This is a genomic window from Nocardioides sp. LHG3406-4 (assembly GCF_049897745.1).
Lineage (GTDB): Bacteria > Actinomycetota > Actinomycetes > Propionibacteriales > Nocardioidaceae > Nocardioides.
On the sequence record NZ_JAFCWV010000001.1, the window covers coordinates 171,332 to 189,301 of the forward strand.

General features: G+C 72.0%; 20 protein-coding genes. 7 read left to right on the forward strand and 13 right to left on the reverse strand.

The genetic code is table 11. The features are described 5' to 3' along the window. Window positions 1–28: 28 nt before the first annotated feature. Genes ACP7BP_RS00790 through ACP7BP_RS00810 form a run of 5 tightly spaced genes read right to left on the reverse strand, consistent with a single transcriptional unit; the run spans window position 29 to window position 4,476 of the window. Entirely contained in the window at window positions 29–1,777 is a 1,749-nt protein-coding gene (locus tag ACP7BP_RS00790; RefSeq protein ID WP_426241563.1) for a VanW family protein, read from the reverse strand. 10 nt (window positions 1,778–1,787) lie between these two features. After that, entirely contained in the window at window positions 1,788–2,144 is a 357-nt protein-coding gene (locus ACP7BP_RS00795) for a DUF6113 family protein (protein ID WP_426241564.1), read from the reverse strand. Further along, window positions 2,144–3,055: an N-acetyl-1-D-myo-inositol-2-amino-2-deoxy-alpha-D-glucopyranoside deacetylase gene (mshB, locus tag ACP7BP_RS00800; protein ID WP_426241566.1), complete on the reverse strand. Its 912-nt coding sequence runs from the start codon at window positions 3,053–3,055 to the stop codon at window positions 2,144–2,146. Before mshB ends, ACP7BP_RS00795 begins: the two co-directional genes overlap by 1 nt. A gap of 30 nt (window positions 3,056–3,085) precedes the next feature. Then, on the reverse strand, window positions 3,086–3,364 hold the full coding sequence (locus ACP7BP_RS00805) for a hypothetical protein (protein WP_426241568.1): 279 nt from the start codon (window positions 3,362–3,364) through the stop codon (window positions 3,086–3,088). Next, window positions 3,361–4,476 carry an NUDIX domain-containing protein gene (locus ACP7BP_RS00810; protein ID WP_426241570.1) on the reverse strand — a complete coding sequence of 372 codons (1,116 nt, stop codon included), beginning with the start codon at window positions 4,474–4,476 and terminating at the stop codon, window positions 3,361–3,363. Before ACP7BP_RS00810 ends, ACP7BP_RS00805 begins: the two co-directional genes overlap by 4 nt. A 26-nt stretch (window positions 4,477–4,502) precedes the next feature. Between ACP7BP_RS00810 and ACP7BP_RS00815 the strand changes: the two genes are divergently transcribed. After that, on the forward strand, window positions 4,503–5,615 hold the full coding sequence (locus ACP7BP_RS00815; RefSeq protein ID WP_426241571.1) for a hypothetical protein: 1,113 nt from the start codon (window positions 4,503–4,505) through the stop codon (window positions 5,613–5,615). Between the two features lie 21 nt (window positions 5,616–5,636). Here ACP7BP_RS00815 and ACP7BP_RS00820 read toward each other — a convergent pair whose 3' ends face one another. The 3 genes from ACP7BP_RS00820 to ACP7BP_RS00830 all read right to left on the reverse strand — a co-directional run bounded on the left by ACP7BP_RS00820 (window position 5,637) and on the right by ACP7BP_RS00830 (window position 7,719). Continuing rightward, window positions 5,637–6,206, reverse strand: a complete 570-nt coding sequence (locus ACP7BP_RS00820) for an NADPH-dependent FMN reductase (protein WP_426241573.1) — start codon at window positions 6,204–6,206, stop codon at window positions 5,637–5,639. Further along, complete coding sequence (locus ACP7BP_RS00825; RefSeq protein ID WP_426241575.1) at window positions 6,203–6,862, reverse strand: class I SAM-dependent methyltransferase; 660 nt, start codon at window positions 6,860–6,862, stop codon at window positions 6,203–6,205. Before ACP7BP_RS00825 ends, ACP7BP_RS00820 begins: the two co-directional genes overlap by 4 nt. 143 nt (window positions 6,863–7,005) lie before the next feature. Beyond that, window positions 7,006–7,719: a DUF305 domain-containing protein gene (locus ACP7BP_RS00830; RefSeq protein ID WP_426241577.1), complete on the reverse strand. Its 714-nt coding sequence runs from the start codon at window positions 7,717–7,719 to the stop codon at window positions 7,006–7,008. Between the two features lie 140 nt (window positions 7,720–7,859). Here ACP7BP_RS00830 and ACP7BP_RS00835 point away from each other — a divergent pair, with 140 nt between their 5' ends. After that, window positions 7,860–9,395 carry an LVIVD repeat-containing protein gene (locus ACP7BP_RS00835; RefSeq protein WP_426241579.1) on the forward strand — a complete coding sequence of 512 codons (1,536 nt, stop codon included), beginning with the start codon at window positions 7,860–7,862 and terminating at the stop codon, window positions 9,393–9,395. 77 nt (window positions 9,396–9,472) lie between these two features. On the opposite strand, the gene ACP7BP_RS00840 is transcribed toward ACP7BP_RS00835, so the two are convergent. The 3 genes from ACP7BP_RS00840 to ACP7BP_RS00850 are packed head-to-tail and all read right to left on the reverse strand — an operon-like array spanning window position 9,473 to window position 11,816. Next, window positions 9,473–10,264 (reverse strand): HAD-IIA family hydrolase, encoded by a 792-nt coding sequence (locus ACP7BP_RS00840; RefSeq protein ID WP_426241581.1) that lies wholly within the window; start codon window positions 10,262–10,264, stop codon window positions 9,473–9,475. Further along, window positions 10,261–11,421, reverse strand: coding sequence for a cysteine desulfurase-like protein (locus tag ACP7BP_RS00845; RefSeq protein ID WP_426241583.1), 1,161 nt, complete (start codon window positions 11,419–11,421; stop codon window positions 10,261–10,263). The genes ACP7BP_RS00840 and ACP7BP_RS00845 overlap by 4 nt, the downstream gene beginning before the upstream one ends. 26 nt (window positions 11,422–11,447) lie before the next feature. Next, a complete protein-coding gene (locus ACP7BP_RS00850) occupies window positions 11,448–11,816 on the reverse strand; it encodes a DNA polymerase ligase N-terminal domain-containing protein (RefSeq protein WP_426241585.1) in 369 nt (122 codons plus the stop codon). Window positions 11,817–12,103: 287 nt separating this feature from the next. Here ACP7BP_RS00850 and ACP7BP_RS00855 point away from each other — a divergent pair, with 287 nt between their 5' ends. The 5 genes from ACP7BP_RS00855 (at window position 12,104) to ACP7BP_RS00875 (ending at window position 15,140) form a co-directional block, all read left to right on the forward strand. Next, window positions 12,104–13,057: an acyl-ACP desaturase gene (locus ACP7BP_RS00855; RefSeq protein ID WP_426241586.1), complete on the forward strand. Its 954-nt coding sequence runs from the start codon at window positions 12,104–12,106 to the stop codon at window positions 13,055–13,057. A gap of 11 nt (window positions 13,058–13,068) precedes the next feature. Further along, the gene (locus ACP7BP_RS00860) at window positions 13,069–13,602 is read left to right on the forward strand and encodes a flavin reductase family protein (protein ID WP_426241588.1); all 534 of its coding nucleotides are present in this window, start codon (window positions 13,069–13,071) and stop codon (window positions 13,600–13,602) included. A 55-nt stretch (window positions 13,603–13,657) separates the two neighbouring features. Next, on the forward strand, window positions 13,658–13,801 hold the full coding sequence (locus ACP7BP_RS00865; RefSeq protein ID WP_426241590.1) for a hypothetical protein: 144 nt from the start codon (window positions 13,658–13,660) through the stop codon (window positions 13,799–13,801). A 116-nt stretch (window positions 13,802–13,917) separates the two neighbouring features. After that, window positions 13,918–14,430 carry a sigma-70 family RNA polymerase sigma factor gene (locus ACP7BP_RS00870; protein WP_426241592.1) on the forward strand — a complete coding sequence of 171 codons (513 nt, stop codon included), beginning with the start codon at window positions 13,918–13,920 and terminating at the stop codon, window positions 14,428–14,430. After that, on the forward strand, window positions 14,427–15,140 hold the full coding sequence (locus ACP7BP_RS00875; RefSeq protein WP_426241594.1) for an anti-sigma factor family protein: 714 nt from the start codon (window positions 14,427–14,429) through the stop codon (window positions 15,138–15,140). The genes ACP7BP_RS00870 and ACP7BP_RS00875 overlap by 4 nt, the downstream gene beginning before the upstream one ends. Here ACP7BP_RS00875 and ACP7BP_RS00880 read toward each other — a convergent pair. Further along, window positions 15,075–15,494, reverse strand: coding sequence for a hypothetical protein (locus ACP7BP_RS00880; protein WP_426241595.1), 420 nt, complete (start codon window positions 15,492–15,494; stop codon window positions 15,075–15,077). The two genes, ACP7BP_RS00875 and ACP7BP_RS00880, sit on opposite strands and share 66 nt — an antisense overlap. Before the next feature lie 121 nt (window positions 15,495–15,615). Beyond that, complete coding sequence (locus tag ACP7BP_RS00885) at window positions 15,616–17,949, reverse strand: CDP-alcohol phosphatidyltransferase family protein (RefSeq protein WP_426241597.1); 2,334 nt, start codon at window positions 17,947–17,949, stop codon at window positions 15,616–15,618. Between the last annotated feature and the right edge of the window lie 21 nt (window positions 17,950–17,970).

A 17,970-nucleotide genomic window follows, 5' to 3' on the forward strand; every position in this document is an offset into this window, starting at 1 on the left:
CGCTCGCACCTCAACCGGCGGGCGCGGCTCAGCCGGCTGGGGGCGTCTCAGGCGGCGGCTTGCAGATCACCGTGTCCGAGGGGGTGTACGTCGTGTGGAAGTTCTCCGAGTGGTGGAGCTCGCTCTGCCCGGGCCGGCGGAAGTAGCGCTTCACGTCGACCTCGAAGCCGCCGTAGCCCGTGTTCGGGTAGCAGTCCTCGGTGGTGAGCGTCCGCGTCTTCGCGGGGGTCAGGTTGTAGCGGTCGGAGGTGCTGGTGGTGATGTCCCACGTCTTGGTGGAGTACATGCTCACCGTCACGACCCCCGACGAGCTGGGCGTGGCCGGGGTGACGTTGGCGTAGATCAGCACGCCGTGCGGGGTGTCGTTCTGGAACCTCAGGTCCACCGAGCCCCAGACCACCGTCGCCTCGCGACCCACGGGGTAGCGGTCGATGTAGAAGCTGTGCGGCTTGTGCTCGATGTCCTTGAGGCCGGCGAAGAACATCGCGTTGAACGTCGTGGTGGCCATCTGGGAGACGCCGCCGCCGAGGTCCTCCTTGAAGATGCCGTCGCTGATGACGAAGCCCTTGGTGAAGCCGTTGGCGACGGTGCGCTCGCCGACGGTGTCGTTGAGCGAGAACGTCTCACCCGGCTTGAGGACGGTGCCGTTGACGAGCTCGGCGGCGCGGCCGATGTTGATGTTGCGGTACTCGGCGTACGGGTAGTAGGTCGTGAACGTCGAGATCCGCTCCTTGATGTTCAGCCGGCGCGCGTCCCCGGTGGTGAAGTCGGGCTTGGCGACCGTCGCTGTCACGGCCAGGCTGCGCTGGCCGGACGGAGCCGCGACGAGGCCCAGGAAGGCCGAGTCGATCTGCGCCTGGTCGAAGGTGACGCCGGGCTTCGCGGGGATGACCTTGGGGCGACCGCCGACCAGCGCGACGGTCGCGTCGACCGGGGCGTCGGCCTCGCCCACGCGGCTCTTGACGAGCTCGGCGAGCCGCGCGGCGTCGAGCTGGGGCACGAGCACACCGTCGGCCGGCGCCAGGGACAGCGCTGCGGTGTAGTCGCGCGGGGCGAGCTTGACGACGGAGTCGTCGAAGGTCAGGGTCACCGGCTCGGAGACGGCGGGGTTGGCGAAGGTCGTGAGGGCCTGCTGCACGTCCGCCTCGTCGATGTCGGGAGGTACGTCGACCAGCTCCAGCTCGGCGGTCCCGCCGTCGTCCAGGTAGGCGCCCGTCAGCGCCTCGCGCACGGCGGCCGGGTCGAGCCCGGAGCCGACGCGTGGCTGGCGGGTCCTGACCTCGGCCTCCCGGAACCGCACCGTCCCCTCCCGGGGCTGGGTGCCCATCTCGGCGTTCAGCGTCTCGACCAGCGCGGTCATGGCCGTCTCGTCGACGGTGACCACCGCCTCGAGCTCGTCGCCGCCGGTGAAGTAGTCCCAGAGCCGCGCCGGCGCCCAGCTGTCGCCACCGCCGGCCTCGGCCACCGACGCGTCGTAGTCGACGCCGAGACCCGCCTCGGCCGGCGTGACCGTGCGCGACTGGCCGCCGACCGTGACGGGGATCGGCGCCAGCGCCCGGTCGGCGAGGCCGCGCTCGAGCACGGCGGCGGCCTCCGCCTGCGGGTGGCTACCGATCCGGACCCCGGAGACCGTGGTGCCGCGCGGGACCTTGTCGCCCGTCATCTCGTGCGCGAGCGCGTAGGCGCCGCCGGCGAGGACGGCAAGACCCAGCAGGAGCAGCACGACGACGCGAGCTCCGGCTCTCTCCTTGGCGGGCGCGGGCGGGGTCTCCAACACGCCCGAGAGTCTAGGTGGGCGGGTGCCGATCCTCTGGATCGGCGCGAGGCCTGGCGCCGGGCCTCCCGAGCGTCACCAGCGAGCCGATCACCACCACCAGCGTCGCCACCAGGAGGGCGTAGCCCGGGGTGTCGGAGGCGACCAGGTAGTCGCCCTCGGGCCGCTGCAAGGACGCTGCGCCGACGACGGCGGTCCAGCCGAGCGCGAAGGCGAGACGACCCCACCACCGCCCGGGCAGGCCCACCAACACGCAGGCGCAGGCGGCGAGACCGAGCGCCAGCCCCCACCACCTGGAGTGCACCAGCACCGCGGCGTACGCCGTCGCGGCACCCAGCACGGCCACCGGTAGCGCCAGCAGGCGCACCATCACAGTCCTGCGAAGAGATCCGTCTCGAGACCGTCGTCACCGACCGGGCCGGTGGCCCCCTTGGCGATCCTGAAGAACTCGTCGCCCCAGAAGGCGTGGCCGCTCTCCCTGCCGGAGAAGAAGAAGCCGTCCTGCTGGATCTGGGAGCGGTGGGCCGCGAGCGCCGCCATCTTGCGGTCGACCGCCGAGGAGCCGTCGACGCGTGCGCTGAGCAGCTTGTCAGGGGTGACGAAGGGACCGAGCTCCCCTTCGGGCTCCATCCCCTTGAACGTCTCGGTGTCACCCTTCCCGCGGAGCTCGCGCAGGCTGTCGCGCATCCGGCTCTCGCTCATGGCGGTCCAGTAGACCTTCGCGATGTCGTGCGGCTCGCCGAGGTCGAGGCGGTAGGAAGGTACGGCGGCCAGCTGGGCGGCGTAGGTCGCGACCCGGTGGGCCTGGATGTGGTCGGGGTGGCCGTAGCCGCCGAACTGGTCGTAGGTGACGAGCACCTGGGGGCGCACCTCGCGGATGATGGCGACCAGCAGGTCGGCGGCCACCGTCAGGTCGGCGTTGGCGAAGGCGTTGGGACTGGTCTCGTCGGCGGCGATGGCGTAGCCGTCGGCATGCCACTTCATCCCCGAGTCGCGGAAGTGGCCGGGACCGCCGAGGAATCGGTGGTCGGTGACACCGAGCTCCTTCATCGCGACCTCGAGCTCCCCGCGGCGGTGCTCGCCGAGGGTGTCGTCGCGGTCGGCGGCCATGTGCTCCCACTCGGGCACCAGGATCTCGCCCATCTCCCCGGACGTGCAGGTCACCAGCGTCACGCCGACGCCGCGGTCGACGTAGGTCGCCATTGTGGCGCCCGTGCCGATGGACTCGTCGTCGGGGTGGGCATGGACCAGCAGCATCCGCTGCGCAGGGGCTTCGCTCATGTCGCCAAGCCTAGTGAGGCCTCCCGACGGTCAGCGCGGCCGCTCCGTCCGGCGCGGGGCGGCCGGCAGGTCGAGCGGCACGGCGGCGGCCGGCGGGGCGCCGTCGTCGGCGTCGAGCCACCCGTCGTACTCGTCGACGAGGAGCTCCAGCACGAGCCCGGGCGCATCGCTCAGCACGGCCCAGGGATGGCCCTCGTCGTCGTCCTCGCCGGCCAGCCGCTCGCGGACGGCCGCGGCGTCGTAGCCGTCGCCCGTGAGGCGGGCGACCACCGCGCGGGCGTCGTCCTCGTCGAAGAAGATGCCTCTCACCGGGCCAGTATCTCCTCGATCCGGGGGCGCCTCTCGCGCATGCCGGCCAGGGCCCGGAGCGTGCGTCCCGGCTCACCGACCGCCGCCAGTCCGGCGCCACCGGGGTCGCCGGACTCGATCATGGCGCGGACGCCCTCGGCCGCGGCGGTGACCCGGCTGTCCACGTTGTCGAGCACCTCTCGTCCGGTGAGACCGCCGTAGCCCCCGGCGAGGGCGGTCAGCCGCGCGGCCGCCACGTCGGCGGGGATTGCGCGGAAGAGCGGCACCGCGTTCCATGCCTGGTGGGCCAGCTCCGTGGCAGCTGTCGTGGGGCCTGCCAGGTCCCAGTCGAAGACGCCGCCGACGCGGTCGCCGACGAAGGCGACGTTGTAGGGCGCCAGGTCGTTGTGCCCGATCCGGTCGGTGTCACCGACCGGGAACATCCGCCACGGACCCGGATGGTCGAAGCCGGCCGCGGCCTCGTGGAACTCCCGCGTCCAGGCGGCCAGGTCGCGCAGCCGCGCCGGCGACAACAGCTCGGAGTCGACGTCGATCACCTCGCCGGGCATGAAGTCGAGAACCTCACGACCGCGCTCGTCGATGCCGTGCACCCGGGGCACGCCCCGCAGCCCGGCCTGCGCCAGGTGGTCGAGCAGGGCGTGCACGGCCGGCGTCCACGGGCCGGTGGGACGGCGTACGGTCGAGCCGATCCGCACGACCTGTCCGACGTTGCCGCCGTCGAGCGGCTCACCGTCGAGCAGTCGCTCGCGCACGTCGTCCAGGAAGGGCCGGTCGGCCTCGAGCCAGTCCACGTCGCCGAGCTCCTCGGGCGCCAGCCAGCGGACCTGGTCGTGCTCGGTGGGCACCGGCTCCCCGTCGCCAGGGCGACAGATCGCGACGCGCAGCGTGTACTCCGCGCTGATCCGCACAGTCTGGTCGAGCCACGCTGCGACGGCGACCGCCAGTCCCAGCTCCTCGGCGACCTCGCGCACCAGCGCGCCGTCGGGCGTCTCCCCCGGATCGACCTTGCCGCCCGGGAACTCCCAGCGCCCGGCCGCCTCGGGCGGCGCCGTACGCCGTGCGGCGAGCACGCACCCGTCGCGGATGACCGCCGCGCCCACCACCGTCTGCACGGTTGCACGCTACTAACGTGGCCACCATGTCCGAGCCGGCACCGACCGACGACAGGCCCGAGCCGCCGTTCGGGGTGCACCTGGTGCGCACCGAGGAGAACGTCGCCGAGATCGATGCGCTGGCCGGGGTCCTGGGCCCCCGCGTCGGGGTGGACGGCGTGCTGGACGACCTGAAGTGGCAGGCGAAGGAGTCGCTGCTCGGCCGGCTCCTCGGGCGAGCCGTCTCGCGCGCGATCACCTGGGACGCCTACGACCGGCGCGATCCCCGCTGGTGGCCGCAGGGCATCTCCACCTCCGCCGACGCCAGCGACACCGAGGACATCGCAGGCCGCCGGGTGCTCGTCACGACGTGGTACTCAAAGGCGATCGACGGGGCGTCGTACGGCTCACGCGTGACGTTCCTCGACCTCGAGACGCTGAGGTACCGCCACGTCCTGCTCGTCGTCCCCCGCCTCGACCAGAGCGGCGCGCTGGTGCTCGAGCCGCTGCGGATCCACGCCGGCGGCGTGGTGTGGGCGGGTCCGTACCTCCACGTGGCCGCCACCGCACGCGGCTTCGTGACGTTCCGGCTCGACGACGTCATGCGGGTGCCGGGCGACGACGACCATCCCGACGAGTTCGGCTTCGACGGCCAGCGCGTGGCGTCGTACGGCCACCGGTACGTGCTGCCCCTGCGCTTCGGCTACCGCGCCGAGACCGACGAGGGGCACCTCGGGCTGCGCTACTCGTTCGTCTCGCTCGACCGGCGCAGCGATCCGCCGACGATGATCGCCGGCGAGTACGGGCGCGGCGACGCGTCCACGCGGCTGGCCCGCTACCACCTCGACCCGGAGACGTGGCTCCTCGCGACCGGCGAGGACGGCTTCTCGCGGCCGACCGGGATCGACGACGGCGGCGTGGCGCAGATGCAGGGCGGGGTCGTGGCCGGGGGCCGCTACCACCTCACGGTCTCGAAGGGGCCGTTCGCACCGGGATCCGTGTACGTCGGCCAGCCCGGCCGCTTCCGGCGTCGGCGGTTCGCCACGCCGATGGGGCCGGAGGACATCGCCTACTGGCCGTCGACGGACGAGCTGTGGTCGGTCAGCGAGCATCCGCGGCGCCGGTGGATCTTCGCCATGCGGCGATCGTGGTTCGACTAGGGCGGCTCGCCGCCGGAGCGGTCAGGCGCGGCTGCGCATGCCCAGCATCGTGGTGGTCATCGCGGTGAGCTGGTCGAGCAGCCTGGTGAGCTCCTGGGGGCGTCGCTCGGACGGCGAGAACGTCTCGCCGGCGAAGTCGCCGAACGTCGAGAGCGCGACCTGGCTGCGCACGTCGACCATGTGCACGTTGGCGACGATGGCGCGCCAGTGCTCGACCGCGCGGACGCCGGCGTCGGCGCCGTAGGACACGAAGGCCACGGCCTTGTGGCCCCACTCGGGGTAGAGCACGTCGAGGGCGTTCTTCATCGCCGCCGGCACCCCGTGGTTGTACTCGGGCGTCACCCACACGAAGCCGTCGAACGTGTCGATGCGCTGGCTCCACACGCGGGTCTGCGGAGTCTCGTAGTCGCGGTTGGCGTCACCCGGGACGACCGCCTCGCGCAGGAGCGGCAGGTCGTAGTCGGCGAGCTCGACGAGCTCGAACGTCGCGTCGTCCCGGCCGCTCGCGTGATCGAGGACCCATCGACCGATCTGACTGCCCTTGCGGCCAGGACGGGTGCTCCCGACGAGGATGCCGATGTGTGGACTCATGCGCCGATTCTGGCAGCCCCACGTGCCCTTGCGACGTAGACCCATTCCCGGCCGGGCCGGTCGGGCGCGTCGCGCACCTCCTCGACGTCGAAGCCCGCGGCGGCGAGGGAGCGCTCGATCTCGTCCTGCGTGCGGAAGCGCAGGGTCGAGTCAGAGGTGAGCAGCGCCCCGTCGCTCTCGAAGCGGACGGAGCCCCGGAAGGAGACGTACGGCGGGTCGACGGCGAGCAGGTCGATCCACGACTCGACGCGGCCGACGCCCTCTACGTCGGTCGTTACGCGGGAGTGCTCGGGTGTCCAGTCCTCCCAGGCGCGCCGCGCGGGGTCGCGCGTCTCGAAGACCAGACGCCCGCCCGACCGGACCGCGGCGCGGACGTGCCGCAGGGTGTCGGCCCAGGCTTGATCGGTGAGGAACACCTGCGCGACGTTGCCCGTCATCACCGCCAGATCGACCCGCAGGTCCGCTGGCAGGGCGGCGGCGTCGCCGTGGATCCAGGTCACCCGGTCTGCGCCCAGCTTGCGCTGCGCCACGTCGAGCGAGGCCAGCGCCGGGTCGACGCCCACCACCCCGATCCCCCGCCGTGCCAGCAGGCAGGCGAAGGTGCCGGTGCCGCACCCGACGTCGAGCACCGAGCGGGCGCCGTACTCGTCGACCATGGCGGCGTACGCGTCGAGGTCGCTCCGGTCTGGGTCCAGCGGGTCGTAGACCTCGGCGAACCGGGGCAGGGCGAAGGCCGCGTCGGGCCCGTGGTCGGTGGTCGGGCCGACCGCGACTCGATCAGTGCGCCGGCGCGATGGGCTCAGCGGAGCAGGTCCCGCATGCGCGAGATCTCGGCGAGCTGGGAGGCTCCGACGTCCCCGGCGAGCTCGGCGACGGTGATGTTCTCACCCGATGTCCCCGCGGTCGTCGCCATCTGCAGGGCTCCCTCGTGGTGGCGGATCATCCCCTCGAGGAAGAGCCGGTCGAACCGCTTGCCGCGCGCGGCCGCCAGCTGGGCCATCTCCTGCTCGGTCAGCATCCCCATCATGGGGTCGTGGCCGTGCTCGCCGTGGTCGAACTCGTGCGGGTCGTCGTCGCGCTGCGGGACGTCGAGGTTCCGGTCGGCCAGCCATCCCGACATCATCACGATCTCGGGGCCCTGGGCGGCCCGGATGCGCGCCGCCATGCGGCGTACGCCGGGATCCACCGCGTAGCGGGACGCCAGCTTGGCCATCTCCAGGGCCTGGGCGTGGTGCGGGATCATCATCTGCATGAAGGCGATGTCGGAGTGGTTGAACCCCGACTCCGGCAGCTCGGGCACCGCCGTCGCCGTCTCGGCCGGGTCGCCGGGCGCCCCGGGCAGCAGGATCACCGGATCGTCGGGTGAGCCGGACGCCGTGGGCTTCTCGGAGGATGCAGCGGCCTCCTCGGACGCCCCGGATCCCGCAGCACGGTTGTCGGAGTCGGGTCCGTCGTCGGAGCACCCGCTCACGCCGGCACCCAGCATCACGACGAACGCGGCGAGTGCCGCCACGCAAGGTCGTGCGCGGCGCGGCCGCGACCACACGTTTGGTTGTATTTCATCCCGAGACTTGTATTTCATGGTGGCCGCAGGATACGACATGTCCGTAACATGCGTCACTCGCCCCATTCTCGGAAGGACCAGTGCTGCCCATGTCTCATCCACGCCCCCCCAGCCTCCGCCGGAGGCTCACCCTCGCCCTGTCGGCCGTCGGACTCTCGGTGGCGCTCCTGCCCGCCGTGGCGATGGCCCACGACGGCCACTCCCACGACGCCGAGGAGCAGTCCACGGCCTGCCCGCCGGGGCTCGCCAAGAGGCTCCAGGAGGCGGGCGACCGCTTCGGTCAGGGCTGCGCCATCCCCGGTGGCCCGACCGCGCAGCTCGACGACAGCGACACCACCCTCGAATCCGGGGAGACCGCGAGCAGCCGCAACCTCGACCTGATCGCCAACCTCCCGAAGCGCGGCGCCTTCGCGCCGGAGAGCGCCTACAACTCCGACCTCGCCTTCTCGGGCGACTACGCGTACGCCGGCAACTACGAGGGCTTCACGGTCTACAGCATCAAGCACCCGAAGAAGCCGGTCGAGGTGGCCCAGGTGGTCTGCCCCGGCTCGCAGAACGACGTGTCGGTGTACGGCGACATCCTCGTGCTGAGCGTCGACTCGGGCAGGAGCAACGACAGCTGCGCCAACGAGCCGCTGAGCGCGAGGGACCCGGCGTCGTGGGAGGGCATCCGGGTCTGGGACATCTCCGACCCCGCCGCCCCGCAGTACGTCGCGGCCGTCGAGACGGCATGCGGCTCGCACACGCACACGCTCGCACCCTCGAAGGACGGCGCGAACCTCTACGTCTACGTCTCGTCGTACGGCCCGAGCGCCACGTACCCCGACTGCCAGCCGCCGCACGACAAGATCAGCGTGGTGAAGGTGCCGGTCGACGCGCCTGAGACGGCCTCGCTGGCCAGCACCCCGGTGCTGTTCCCGGACGGCGGCAACCCGGGCGGCAACGGCTCCTCGACGACGAGCGGCTGCCACGACATCACCGCCTACCCCGAGAGGGACATCGCGGCGGGCGCCTGCATGGGCGACGGCATCCTGATGGACATCTCCGACCGGGAGAACCCCGTCGTCACCGAGACGGTGCGCGACACCACGAACTTCGCGTTCTGGCACTCCGCGACCTTCAACAACGACGGGACCAAGGTCGTCTTCACCGACGAGCTCGGCGGTGGCGGTGCGCCGACCTGCAACCCGACCGTCGGGGCGACCAAGGGCGCCAACGGCATCTACGACATCGTCGGCGGCCAGCTTGAGTTCCGCAGCTACTACAAGATGCCGCGGACCCAGGCGAACACCGAGAACTGCGTGGCCCACAACGGCTCGCTGATCCCGGTCAAGGGGCGCGACGTCATGGTCCAGGCGTGGTACCAGGGCGGCATCTCGGTGTTCGACTTCACCGACTCCGCCAACCCCACCGAGCTCGCCTGGTTCGACCGCGGCGCGCTGTCGGACGAGAAGCTCGTGCTCGGCGGCGCGTGGTCGGCGTACTGGTACAACGGCAACATCTTCGCCAACGACATCCAGAAGGGCTTGGACGTGCTGGACCTGAACGACCCCCGCACGAACGTCGCCAAGCGGGTGAAGATGAACGAGTTCAACCCGCAGTCCCAGCCGTCCTACAACGGCTGAGCGAGCACCACGCCAGCACCACCACGGCGTGACGCAAGCGGCCGGGCCCCTCGGGGCCCGGCCGTTCTGCGTCCGCCTCAGCGCCAGTCGACGTCCAGGTCGACGACGTCGGCGATGGAGTCGATGACCAGGGTCGGCCGGTAGGGGAACATGCCGATCTGCTCGGGCCGGGTCGAGCCCGTGCTGACCAGGATCGTGCGCAGGCCGGCCTCCAGGCCACTGACCACGTCGGTGTCCATCCGGTCGCCGACCATCACCGTGGTCTCGGAGTGCGCCTCCAGCTGGTTGAGCGCGCTGCGCATCATGAGCGGGTTGGGCTTGCCGATGTAGTAGGGCTGGCGCCCCGTCGCTGTGCTGATGAGCGCCGCCACGGAGCCCGTGGCAGGCAGCGTGCCCTGTGGGCTCGGGCCGCTCGGGTCGGGGTTGGTGGCCAGGAAGCGGGCGCCGTTCTCGATCAGGCGGATCGCCCTGGTGATCGCCTCGAAGGAGTAGGTTCGGGTCTCCCCCAGCACGACGTAGTCGGGGTCGCGGTCGGTCATCACGTAGCCGATGTCGTGCAGCGCGGTGGTCAGCCCCGCTTCCCCCACGACGTACGCCGTGCCGTTGGGGCGCTGGTCGTCGAGGAACTGCGCGGTGGCCAGCGCGGAGGTCCAGATCGCCTTCTCGGGCACGTCGATGCCGCTGCCGAGCAGGCGTGCGCGCAGGTCTCGCGGGGTGAAGATCGAGTTGTTGGTCAGCACCAGGAAGGACAGCCCCGATGCCTTCAGCGCCTCCACGAACTCGTTCGCGCCGGGGATCGGCGTCTCCTCGTGGACCAGCACGCCGTCCATGTCGATGAGCCACGTCTCGATGGCGCGGTGCGAGGTCATGGGCCCAGTGTGACGGAGCCGAGCGCCGCGAGCAGCCGGTCGACGTCGGCGTCGTTGGTGTAGGCCGCGAGACCGGCCCGCAGCCCGCCCTCGTCGCCCAGCCCCACGTGCCTCGAGGCCTCGACCGCGTAGAAGCTGCCCGCGGGCGCGACCACGCCCTCGGCCGCCAGCGCGCGCTGCACCTCCGCGGGGGCCATCCCGTCGACGGTGAGCAACGCCGTGGGAGTACGCCGTGCGGGCCGGCTGTGCACCGTCACGCCGGGCAGCCCGGACAAGCCGTCGAGTAGGCGGCCCAGGAGCCGCGCCTCGTGCTCCTCGACGGCGGCCATGCCGCCTGGGAGCGCCTCGATGAACGCCACCGCCGCGCTCACCCCGGCCAGCAGCTCGTAGGGGAGGGTGCCGAGCTCGAACCGCTCCGGGACCGCGTCGCTCGACGGCAGCAGCTTGGCGGGACGCAGCGTCTCGAGGAGGGCGGGCGACGCGGCGACCACGCCGAGGTGCGGACCGAAGAACTTGTACGGCGAGCACGCGAGGAAGTCGGCACCCAGCGCGGCCAGGTCGACCGGCGCGTGCGGCACGAGGTGGACGGCGTCGACGTACGCCAGCGCACCGGACTCGTGCGTCGCGCGCACCACCTGGGCGATGTCGGGTCGCGTGCTGAGCAGGTTGGACGCGGCCGTCACGGCGACCAGCCGGGTGCGCTCGCTCAGCAGGGGACCCACGTCGTCGAGCTCGCCCGTGACGGGGTCGAAGCCCAGCCAGCGCACCGTCGCGCCGGTGCGCTCGGCCGCGGTCACCCAGGGCCGGACGTTGGCGTCGTGGTCGAGCCGGGTGACCACCACCTCGTCACCCGGTCCCCATCCCGCGGAGATCGTGCGCGCGAAGTCGAACGTCAGCGCGGTCATGGACCGGCCGAAGACGATCCCGTGGGGGTCCGTCCCGAGCAGCCGGCCCATCGCGGCGCGGGCTCCGGTGGCGGTCTCCTCGGCCAGCCGGTCGGGTGCCGAGACCGACCCGCGCTGGCACAGGCCGGCCGCCATCGCAGCGGCCACCGCCTCGATCACCGGGGTCGGCACCAGGGAGCCTCCCGGCCCGTCGAAACGGGCGAGTCCGCTGGCCAGCGCCGGGAACGAGCGTCGTACTGCCTCAACGTCCATGGCCCCCATGCTCGCACCAGCCGCTGTCATCGTGCGCCGCTTCCCGACGGCTGCTCCTTCGTGCGGTGCACCAGCCAGTCCCGGCCGGTGTCGATCAGGGCGTAGCGGACCGACCCGGCGCGCCCGTGCAGGACGAGGAGCCGGCGTCGTTCGTTGCTGCCGACGTCCTCCCACCAGCCGATGTCGGCGATGGACTTGTGCTCGTCCTCGTAGGTGAGGTGGTCCAGGGCGTGGTCCCCCACAGCGATGGCGAGCCGGTCCTCCGTGCTGCTTGTGGGCAGCCCCCGGGGCACCGCCCACGAACGCAGCACGCCGTCCTCCTCGATGCGGAGGTCGAAGTGCGGACTCGGCTTGCGATGGTCGTGCAGCACGAACGCCGGTCGGTGGGACGCCATGGCGCTCAACCTAGCGACGGGGGCGGGGTGGGGGGCTTGGAGTCACCGGATATCCGGTGACTCCCGGGGTTCGTGCCCTTCGCAAAGGTCACGAACCCCACGACTCGCCCACGAAGGTCGAGCCGGGTTCGCGGTCACCGGATATCCGGTGACTCCCGGGGTTCGTGCCCTTCGCAAAGGCCACGAACCCCACGACTCGCCCACGAAGGTCGGCGCAGAGAGAGGGCGAGCCAGCCCGAGGAGCCGACAGGCGTAGGCTCGACACCAGTCGATATCGAGGAGCCGATGTGCCCAGTTCACCGCACCTGCTCGAGGAGCTCGAGCCCGTCGTGGCCGAGAACCTCGACCGTCATCTGGCGATCGCGCAGGAGTGGCACCCCCACGACTACATCCCGTGGAGCGAGGGCCGTGACTTCGCCTTCCTCGGCGGCGAGGACTACGCGCCCGAGCAGTCCCGGCTCTCGGACACGGCCAAGGCGGCGATGTTCACCAACCTGCTGACCGAGGACAACCTGCCGTCGTACCACCGCGAGATCGCCACCCGCTTCGGCCGCGACGGGGCGTGGGGCACCTGGGTCGGGCGCTGGACGGCGGAGGAGAACCGGCACGGCGTCGCGCTGCGCGACTACCTCGTGGTGACCCGCGGCGTCGACCCGGTCGAGCTCGAGCGGGCCCGGATGGACTACATGACGTCCGGCTACGACTCCGGCGACAAGACCGCCCTGGAGACCGTGGCCTACGTGTCCTTCCAGGAGCTCGCCACCCGCGTCTCGCACCGCAACACCGGCAAGGTGACCCACGACCCGGTCGCCGACAAGCTGCTCGCCCGGATCTCGAAGGACGAGAACCTGCACATGGTCTTCTACCGCAACATCGGCGCCGCGGCGCTCGACATCGCCCCCGACGAGACCATGCGCGCCATCACCGACGAGGTCGTCGGCTTCGAGATGCCGGGCGCGACGATGGCGGGGTTCCGCCGCAGCTCGATGATCATCGCCAAGGCGGGGATCTACGACCTGCGCCTCCACTACGACGAGGTCCTCATGCCCGTGCTGCGGCACTGGAAGGTCTTCGAGCGGACCGACCTAGGCCCCGACGGCGAGCAGGCGCGCGAGGAGCTCGCCGCCTTCCTCGCGGAGCTGGACGCGCAGGCGACCAGGTTCGTCGACCGCCGCGCCGAGAACCGCGCCCGCGTCGCCGCCCGCGCCGACAGCGACGCGACCCCCGACATCGCGTCCTGAGTCGCCGGTCGATGGGCAACGACGCCTTCGACACGCTCATGGGCTCGATGGACAACCCGCTGATCGTCGTCACCGCGGCTGCCGGCGAGGAGCGGGCCGGGTGCCTGGTCGGCTTCCACACGCAGTCGAGCATCGATCCCGAGCGCTACTGCGTGTGGCTCTCGAAGGCCAACCACACCTATCGGGTGGCGCTGCGCGCGACCCATCTCGGCATCCACTTCCTGACGCGGGACGACCTCGCCCTGGCCGAGCGGTTCGGCACCCTGACCGGGGACACCACCGACAAGTTCGCCGGCCTCCGTACCGAGGCCGGGGCCGGGAACGTCCCCCTGCTCAGCGACTGCGGAAACCGGCTCCTGGTGCGCCGGACCACGCTGGTCGACGAGGGCGCCGACCACGTCTGCATCGCCACCGAGATGCTCACCGCTGAGACCGCCGGACCGTTCGAGCCGCTGCGGCTCTCCGAGGTCGGTCACCTCACCCCGGCACACGAGGCCGACGAGCGTCACGATCCGCCGACCGAGCGCGCCGTACCGACCGGGTGAGCGACGCCGAGCCGACATCCTGATCGCAAGTTGGGCGACTGGGTACCGTCCTGCCATGGGCATTCTGCGGAAGGTGGCGATCGTAGGCATCGCCAAGAAGCTGTACGACGAGTCGCGCAAGCCTGAGAACCAGCGGCGGATCAACGAGGCGGTGGCGTCGCTGAAGGAACGACGCGAGCGCTCGCGTCGCCCGCGCTGACCCGGCACCCGACCTGCCGCGGCCGTTCTGGGCGGGCACACCCCTGCCGCGCGTCCCGACGGCGAGGACACTTGAACCGAGACACCCGGCTGCCCGTGTCATGTGCAGGAGGTTCGATGCCCGAGAGCCCGGCCGTCGTGATGCGGCAGCTGCACGACGAGCACGCTGCTGCGCTGTGGGGCTTCTGCCTGCGCCTGACCAGCAACAACCACGCCCAGGCGGAGGACGTCGTGCAGGAGACGCTGCTCCGTGCCTGGCGCAACGCCGCGGTGCTCGAGAAGTCGCGGGGCTCGGTCCGGGCCTGGCTCTTCACCGTCGCCCGCAACATCGTGATCGACGAGTGGCGCACGAAGCGCGCGCAGAGCGAGTTCTCCATGGCCGAGGTGCCCGACGTGGCCCGTACCGGCGACCAGACCGACCAGCTGCTGCTCTCGTGGCTGGTCGCCGAGGCCCTCACCAAGCTCTCCGCCGACCACCGTGCGGTCCTGCTGGAGTGCTACTACCGGGGGCTCTCGGTGGCTGAGGCCGCGCAACGGCTGGGCGTGCCCGCAGGCACGGTGAAGTCACGCACCCACTACGCGCTGCGCGCGCTGCGGCTCGCGCTCGAGGAGATGGGGGTGGGCGCATGAACGCCCCACGGAGCTGCGAGTTCGCCCACCACGACGGGGCCTACGTCCTGGGTTCGCTGTCGCCGGCCGAGCGGTCCGAGTTCGAGCGTCACCTGGCAGGCTGCCAGGACTGCGCGCGCGCGGTGCGCGAGCTGGCCGGGCTGCCCGGCCTCCTCGCCAAGGTCTCGCCGGACGTGCTGGAGTCGAACCACGCTCCGGAGCCGGTGCCGGCGACACTCCTTCCCGCGCTCGTCGGCGAGGCACGCCGCTCCCAGCGACGCCGTACGACGATGCTCGTCGGTCTCGCCGCAGCCGCCGCCCTGATCGTCGCCGGTGGCTCGGCCGCCGTCCTGATCGCCTTCGACAGCGGCTCGCAGCCGGTGGGCCAGTCCGCACCCCCGAGCGCGGCACCGACCGAGGCCATGGACCCGGTCGGGTCGGCGCCCGTGTCGGGACGCCTCGCGCTGACCAGCGTGGCCTGGGGCACGCGGATCGACCTCCTCTGCACCTACGCCCCGACCGAGGAGCCGGAGTACGGCGCGACGTACGCCATGGTCGTGCGCACCCGCGACGGCCGGGCCGAGCAGGTCGCCACCTGGAAGGCGCTCCCGGGCAAGTCGATGCGGCTCCCCGCCGCCACGGCAGCCACGCGCGACGACATCGCCTCAGTCGAGGTGCTGACCGGCGACGGGGTGCCGGTCCTGCGACTGGCCCCGAAGCCGGCGGAGTGAGCGCAGGTAGCCCTCGGCGTGCGCCGCGAGCAGGCCGGCGACGATCGTGACGACCTCTGCGATCGCCGCGGCCCAGGTGTAGAAGCCCGTCCACGACGCGTGCACCCCGAACAGGCCGACGGTCGTGGAGACCACGAACGCCCCCAGCGTGGACGCGCCGAACCCGACCGCGAGCAGCAACGGCACCCAGTGCCGCCAGGTCAGCAGGAGCACCGCGATCACCAGGCCGGCGACCGCGTTGACCATGAACGCCGGCCCGACCACGTCGAGGTCCCGGCTGCCGTCGAACCACAGCTTCAGGTGCACGACGGCCGAGACGAGTGCCCCTGCTGCCGCCAGTAGTCGCATGCGCATGCCGATCTCCGATCCACCACGGGCACCCCGGCCGTCGGGGCTCCACTCGCTACACGGCTGGGATCGACGCGCGGTTCACCGCGCGGTTGATTGGGCGGCTGATTGGGCGGTTCGGGCGCACCTACTGAGGGCGGCCGCCGAAGGCAGAGAAGAAGCGGTCACGGAACGTGTCCATCCGCCAGACCGGGGCGTCCGGGGCTGGCAGCAGGCCGTCCTGCCAGTCCCACGACGAGATCCGCCGCACGACCGCGGGGTCCTGGGCGATCACGCTGACCGGGACGTCGTGACCGGGGTCGGCGCCGCTCACGTAGCTGTGCGGCTGGTGGTCGCCCAGCACGACCAGCACCAGGTCCGGGTCGGGCTGCTGCTCCAGGAACGAGACCAGGGTGTCCATCGTGTACTCGACCGACTCGCCGTAGACGCGGCGCACCGCGTCGGGGTCGCGGAACACGTCCTCGGACTGCTCGCCCTGCTCGGGCATCCCGTTGAAGACCGAGCCGTCCCCGACCTGGTCCCAGGGCACGGGGTGCGGGAGCGGGGTCCACGGGTGGTGGCTGGAGACCAGGTCGATCTCGGCCATGACGGGCTTGCGGTTGCTCGGCGCGAGCTCCGTCCGGCGGAGGTGCTCCAACGTGTACTGGTCGGGCATCGAGGCGTAGCCGAACTTCGGGCCGGCGTAGCCGACGTTGCGGGCGTCGTACATCTGGTCGAAGCCGTAGAAGCGCTTACCCTCCGGCCAGTCCCTCGTGTCGGCAGGGACGTCGGAGACCGTCCGCCAGCCGGCGCTGCCGAACGCCCGGGTGAGTGTCAGCCGGTCGGCGCCGAGCAGCTGCTCGTAGCGCCGCTGGCTGTCGACCCACAGGCCCGACTGCATGGTCGCGTGGGCGAGCCAGCTGGCGGCCCCGAACGTCGGTGAGGTCAAGAAGGCGCTGCGCGAGGAGTAGCCGGCGGCGTGCAGGCGGCGGGTCCCGTCCTGGAGCACGGCGTCGATGCCCGGGGAGAAGGACGAGTCCTGCACGGCGACCCGGCCGTAGCTCTCGACGAAGACCAGCAGCACGTCCTTGCCCCGGAGCCCCTCGAGCAGCTGCCCGGCAGGGGTCGCGCGAGCGTGGTCGGTGGCGATCTCACGAGCGAAGGTGTGCCGGTCACGGAGGTCGGCACGCACGGCCTGCACCTGGTCGACCGCCAGGCCGGCGGCGCCTGTCGAGGCGACCTGGCCGACCGGGCCCACCACCAGGCCCGACACCGCGCACAGGACCCAGACGGTGGTCAGCGCGGTGAGCGCCCGCGCGGTCCCCCGCCGGTGCTCCGCAGCTGCCCGGGTCAGCCGCCGTGCCGACAACGTCAGCACCACGAGGAGCACGACGACCAGGGCACTCGCCACGACGGCGGTCGCGATCGCGGCCGGACGGCCGATCGAGTCGGCCAGGACACCGATTCCGGGCCCGAAGTAGACCCAGTCGCTGACCGGGCTGAACGGCCTGTCCAGCACCGCGAGGAACCCGGCGTCCAGCACCTTCACCACGACCAGGAGCCCCAGCAGCAGCCCGAACACGGACGCCACCCACCGACGCGGGCCGGCCGGCAGCAGCAGGGTCACCCCGACCAGCACGATGCCCTCCAGGGGCAGCCGGACGAGGACACCCGGTGTCATGTCCTGCACGCGGTCGGGCAGCACCAGCGCGAGCCAGACCAGTGCCACGGAGAGGACGGTGACGGTGATGCCGGCACGTGGGCGCCGGAGGGGGGCGACGGCCGGGGCGTCGCGGCGATGGCGGCACTGCCACCACACGTCCCGGCCGAACGACTCCAGGAGCAGGGCGAGTGCGACGGCCAGCGCGGCCTGCGCCCACGCCCGGGGCAGCAGGTCCGCAGCCGCCACGGCGAGCACGACGCCCTGCACCGCCGCGACCACCTTGGCCCAGTAGCGCGGCGGCGTGGGTCGCCGCAGCGAGCGGAGGACCCAGCCGGCGGCGACGTAGGCGTACCTCATCGCGCCGATGGCGAGGACCCAGGCGCCCACCTCCGGGGCGACGTACACGCTGAGGACGGCGATGAGGAAGGCGTCGACCTCCATGTCGAAACGGGCTCCGAGCGGGGTCACCGTCCCGGTCCGCCGCGCGACGTGCCCGTCGACCGCGTCGAGCAGGAGGCCGACCCCGCTGAGCGTGACCAGGGTCGCCACCGGCGTCGGTCTGACGAACGAGTCCGCCGTCAGGGCCGCGACGGAGCAGGCGATCACCGCGCGGACCAGCGTCACGCGCCCGGCCGGCCCGATCCCGAGGACGCCCCTCCGGACCAGGGCAGAGCCGAGGGTCGTGGCGAGGACGGCGCCGCTGAGGACGCCGACGAGCCACCCGACGGCGCTCAGGCCGACCGTCGCCGTCAGGCCCCCGAGCAGCGCGAGGAGGCCCGCGAACCCGATGAGCGGACCGCTGGCTTGAACCCGATGCACCGCGCCTCCGTGTGTAGTAGT

Coding starts and splice junctions, on each gene's coding strand:
- ACP7BP_RS00795 (WP_426241564.1), bottom strand. CDS start 2,144: ATGGTGCGCCTGCTGGCGCTACCGGTGGCCGTGCTGGGTGCCGCGACG.
- mshB (WP_426241566.1), bottom strand. CDS start 3,055: ATGAGCGAAGCCCCTGCGCAGCGGATGCTGCTGGTCCATGCCCACCCC.
- ACP7BP_RS00815 (WP_426241571.1), top strand. CDS start 4,503: ATGTCCGAGCCGGCACCGACCGACGACAGGCCCGAGCCGCCGTTCGGG.
- ACP7BP_RS00820 (WP_426241573.1), bottom strand. CDS start 6,206: ATGAGTCCACACATCGGCATCCTCGTCGGGAGCACCCGTCCTGGCCGC.
- ACP7BP_RS00825 (WP_426241575.1), bottom strand. CDS start 6,862: ATGGTCGACGAGTACGGCGCCCGCTCGGTGCTCGACGTCGGGTGCGGC.
- ACP7BP_RS00835 (WP_426241579.1), top strand. CDS start 7,860: ATGTCTCATCCACGCCCCCCCAGCCTCCGCCGGAGGCTCACCCTCGCC.
- ACP7BP_RS00840 (WP_426241581.1), bottom strand. CDS start 10,264: ATGACCTCGCACCGCGCCATCGAGACGTGGCTCATCGACATGGACGGC.
- ACP7BP_RS00845 (WP_426241583.1), bottom strand. CDS start 11,421: ATGGACGTTGAGGCAGTACGACGCTCGTTCCCGGCGCTGGCCAGCGGA.
- ACP7BP_RS00850 (WP_426241585.1), bottom strand. CDS start 11,816: ATGGCGTCCCACCGACCGGCGTTCGTGCTGCACGACCATCGCAAGCCG.
- ACP7BP_RS00860 (WP_426241588.1), top strand. CDS start 13,069: ATGGGCAACGACGCCTTCGACACGCTCATGGGCTCGATGGACAACCCG.
- ACP7BP_RS00865 (WP_426241590.1), top strand. CDS start 13,658: ATGGGCATTCTGCGGAAGGTGGCGATCGTAGGCATCGCCAAGAAGCTG.
- ACP7BP_RS00870 (WP_426241592.1), top strand. CDS start 13,918: ATGCCCGAGAGCCCGGCCGTCGTGATGCGGCAGCTGCACGACGAGCAC.
- ACP7BP_RS00875 (WP_426241594.1), top strand. CDS start 14,427: ATGAACGCCCCACGGAGCTGCGAGTTCGCCCACCACGACGGGGCCTAC.
- ACP7BP_RS00880 (WP_426241595.1), bottom strand. CDS start 15,494: ATGCGCATGCGACTACTGGCGGCAGCAGGGGCACTCGTCTCGGCCGTC.